This is a genomic window from uncultured Methylovirgula sp. (assembly GCF_947646745.1).
In the GTDB taxonomy this organism is placed as follows: Bacteria; Pseudomonadota; Alphaproteobacteria; order Rhizobiales; family Beijerinckiaceae; genus Methylovirgula.
The window spans coordinates 1-3,521 of record NZ_CANSHK010000079.1 but is presented as its reverse complement, the minus strand read 5'-3'; the positions used below and the strand labels follow the sequence as shown (position 1 = coordinate 3,521).

The 3,521-nt window shown below is 63.8% G+C and carries 5 protein-coding genes; 3 read left to right on the top strand and 2 right to left on the bottom strand.

The annotated features are described in order from the left end of the window. Window positions 1-629: Hsp70 family protein (locus Q0025_RS14830; protein WP_297300474.1), on the bottom strand; the 629-nt coding region annotated here is incomplete at its 3' end. Between the two features lie 437 nt (window positions 630-1,066). Here Q0025_RS14830 and Q0025_RS14825 point away from each other — a divergent pair. Continuing rightward, window positions 1,067-1,336: a hypothetical protein gene (locus tag Q0025_RS14825; protein ID WP_297300472.1), complete on the top strand. Its 270-nt coding sequence runs from the start codon at window positions 1,067-1,069 to the stop codon at window positions 1,334-1,336. Between the two features lie 71 nt (window positions 1,337-1,407). Here Q0025_RS14825 and Q0025_RS14820 read toward each other — a convergent pair whose 3' ends face one another. Further along, the gene (locus Q0025_RS14820) at window positions 1,408-1,974 is read right to left on the bottom strand and encodes a DUF2244 domain-containing protein (protein ID WP_297300470.1); all 567 of its coding nucleotides are present in this window, start codon (window positions 1,972-1,974) and stop codon (window positions 1,408-1,410) included. Between the two features lie 47 nt (window positions 1,975-2,021). Between Q0025_RS14820 and nth the strand changes: the two genes are divergently transcribed. Then, the gene (nth, locus tag Q0025_RS14815) at window positions 2,022-2,783 is read left to right on the top strand and encodes an endonuclease III (protein WP_297300469.1); all 762 of its coding nucleotides are present in this window, start codon (window positions 2,022-2,024) and stop codon (window positions 2,781-2,783) included. Window positions 2,784-2,810: 27 nt separating this feature from the next. Beyond that, window positions 2,811-3,521: Holliday junction branch migration DNA helicase RuvB (gene ruvB, locus Q0025_RS14810; protein ID WP_297300467.1), on the top strand; the 711-nt coding region annotated here is incomplete at its 3' end.

The following is a 3,521-nucleotide window of genomic DNA, read 5'->3' as shown; positions in this document are numbered from 1 at the left end:
ACGCCGTCGCCGATCTCGAGGATCGACACGTCGAATGTGCCGCCGCCGAGGTCATAGACCGCGATCGTGCCGGAACCCTTTTTGTCGAGGCCATAGGCGAGCGCGGCCGCCGTCGGCTCGTTGATGATGCGCAGGACTTCGAGGCCGGCGATCTTGCCGGCGTCCTTGGTCGCCTGGCGCTGGGCGTCGTTGAAATAGGCGGGAACCGTAATGACGGCCTGCGACACCGGCTGGCCGAGATAGGCCTCCGCCGTCTCCTTCATCTTCTGCAAGATGAACGCCGAAATCTGCGAGGGAGAATATTGCTTGCCGTCGGCCTGAACCCAGGCGTCGCCGTTCGAGGCGCGAATGATCTTGTAAGGAACGAGGCCCATGTCCTTCTTGGTCATGGGATCGTCGAAGGTGCGGCCGATAAGCCGCTTGATCGCAAAGAAAGTGCGTTCGGGATTGGTGACCGCCTGGCGCTTGGCCGGCTGGCCGACGAGCCTCTCGCCATCATCCGTAAAAGCGACGATGGAGGGCGTGGTCCGCGCGCCTTCCGCATTCTCAATAACTTTGGGCGTCGTCCCTTCCATCACCGCTACGCAAGAATTGGTGGTGCCAAGATCGATGCCGATAACTTTAGCCATGTTGTTTGTCCTTTCGAGCCGCAAGACCGGCCGGACCCCGAAGCGATCCGGCGATGGGCGGACGGGTAAAGGCCGCCCGGTCCCCGATAGAAGTCAATGTGGTAGCGCCGCATGAGGGCGCAAGATGGCCGCTATATAAGCGGGCCATTTTTCGGCGCAAGCGGGGGGAATTCAAGACCGGAGAATTACGCAGTCGGGCGCAACCGAAGCTCGACCGGGTCGATCCGCGTCAGCCCCCGCCGGCCACGGAAACTCTCCCGCGACGATCCGCATAACCGAAACCATCGTTACGGAAGCGCCGCGAATGGGCACGTCGTTCGATCGCGGCGGCGATTCCGTGCGCAAAAACACACACCACGGTTCATCTAAATCGTTTATTAGGGGGGCGCAGCGCATTTGCCTGTTAAATTCGCTGTGGGCAGGCGAGGAGGTCCATCATGCAAGCGATCGCGCGCTGTTTTATGGCCGGTGCTTTCATTGCCGGCGCGGTGATGCCCGCATCGGCCCATTTCCATCACCGAGTGCCGCACTGCTGGACCGCCGGTCCCGGCCTCATCCTCAAGATGAGCCATTATCAGCAGCCCGACGGCACCTACGACTCGCTTGGCGATTTTGTCCGCGACGTCAATGGCACGCCCTGCGGCGTCGATTGCCCGGCACCATCACGCGTGATCTTCGCCAGTCCGCCGCCGGTTTATTGCGACTGAGCGACGGACCGGAGGTCGGAAACCGTTTTCGCACGAATCCAAGGCCAGAGAAAAGATTTGCTCTGCCGCGCTTAGTCTGAAAAGCGCGGCCCGCGGCGCGCTTCGGCAAGGGCCAGCGAAAGGTCATGCACGAGCAGCGCTTTCTCATCGGGGCCGAGAAAATGGCCGACCTCGACGCTGCGGCCGCGCGAGAAAAGCGCAATCTTCTGCACGCCATATTCCTCGTGCGTCTCCTTATGCAGATAGACCCAGGACGGATTGAAATGCCATTCCGCTCGCGCCCCCTTGGGTGAAACTTTCGCCAGCGAGAGTTCGATCGGCGTCACGTTCACGTCCTCATAGGCCCGGGCGGCGCGGAAATTGGCGCGGAAGGCGAAATAGAAGATCGCCACGTCGAGCCCCATGAAGCCGGCCACCGGCCAGGCGCCCATCACCACGAACGGAATGGTGGTGGCAAAGCTGATGGCCGAGAAGACGCAGAGCAGGACCCAAAAATTGCGTTCGCTCAGCGAGCGGTGCGGATGCAGGCGCACAGCGTAAATCCGCTGCACGGCAGGATCGGGCGCGTGCCCATTTTCCCACCCCTTTTGATGATCGCCATTTTGGCGATCGATCATGTGGATCGGACCGTCGTCCATAGCGGCACGCTCTTCTCCGGACCCCCGTCGAACTCTATAAGACACTAATGGCGCCCGTCACCAGAGCCAAGCCTAAACCCGCCGCAAAAGTTCCGGCCATCGTGCCGAGCAAGGCGCCGGCCGATCCGGCCGGCAAACGGCGCGCCGGACGCTGGCCGAAACCGGTGCCGCCGGAGACCGTCGCCGAGATTTTCCGCCGCTTCGCCGAGGCCAATCCGCATCCGCGCGGCGAATTGCACTCGAAAAACGCTTTCACTTTGCTGATCGCCGTGGTGCTGTCGGCACAGGCGACCGATGCCGGCGTGAACAAGGCGACGCCGGCGCTGTTCGCCGTCGCCGACACCCCGGAGAAGATGTTGGCGCTCGGCGAGGACAAGGTCCGCGACCTCATCAAGACGATCGGCCTTTATCGCGCCAAGGCCAAGAATATCATCGGCCTGTCGCGCGCTCTGGTTGAAAATTTCGGCGGCGCCGTGCCGGACACGCGCGAAGCGCTCGAAACCCTGCCCGGGGTCGGCCGCAAGACCGCGAATGTCGTGCTCAACAATGCCTTCGCCGAACCGGTGATCGCGGTCGACACGCATGTCTTCCGCGTCTCGAACCGCATCCCGCTCGTCGCCGGCAAGACGGTGCGCGAGGTCGAAGACGGGCTCGAACGGATCGTGCCCCACGCCTACAAGCTGCACGCACATCACTGGCTCATTCTGCACGGGCGCTACATTTGCCAGGCGCGCAAGCCGCAATGCTGGCGCTGCCTGATCGAAGACCTCTGCCGCTGGCCGAAAAAGACGCCGGCGCCTGCGGCGTGATAGGCTGGCGATTCGAGAGGATCGACCGTGAACGAGCCGCGCCGCCTGATCGCGCCGGAAGAAGCCGCCGAGGACCAAGATGCCTCGCTGCGGCCCGTGACGCTCGCCGATTTCACCGGCCAGGAGGCGGCGCGTAAAAATCTCAAGGTCTTCATCGAGGCCGCCAAGGCAAGGCGCGGCGCGCTCGACCATGTCCTCTTCGTCGGGCCGCCCGGCCTCGGCAAGACCACGCTGGCGCAGATCGTGGCGCGCGAATTGGGGGTCAATTTCCGCTCGACCTCGGGCCCGGTCATCGCCAAGGGCGGCGATCTCGCCGCGCAATTGACCGCGCTCGAAGAGCGCGACGTGCTCTTCATCGATGAAATCCACCGGCTGAACCCGGCGGTCGAGGAAATCCTTTATCCGGCGATGGAGGATTTTCAGCTCGATCTGATGGTCGGCACCGGCCCGGGCGCGCGCTCGGTCAAGATCGATCTCGCCAAATTCACCCTCGTCGGGGCAACGACCCGCGCCGGCCTGCTGACGACGCCGCTACGCGACCGGTTCGGCATTCCGATCCGGCTCGATTTTTACACCGTGCCGGAGCTCGAGATCATCGTCCGCCGCAGCGCCCGTCTGCTCGGCGTCGCCATCACCGATGACGGCGCCAACGAGATTGCGCGGCGCGCGCGCGGCACGCCGCGCGTCGCCGGGCGGCTGCTGCGGCGGGTGCGCGATTTCGCCGAGGTCGGCGCCGCC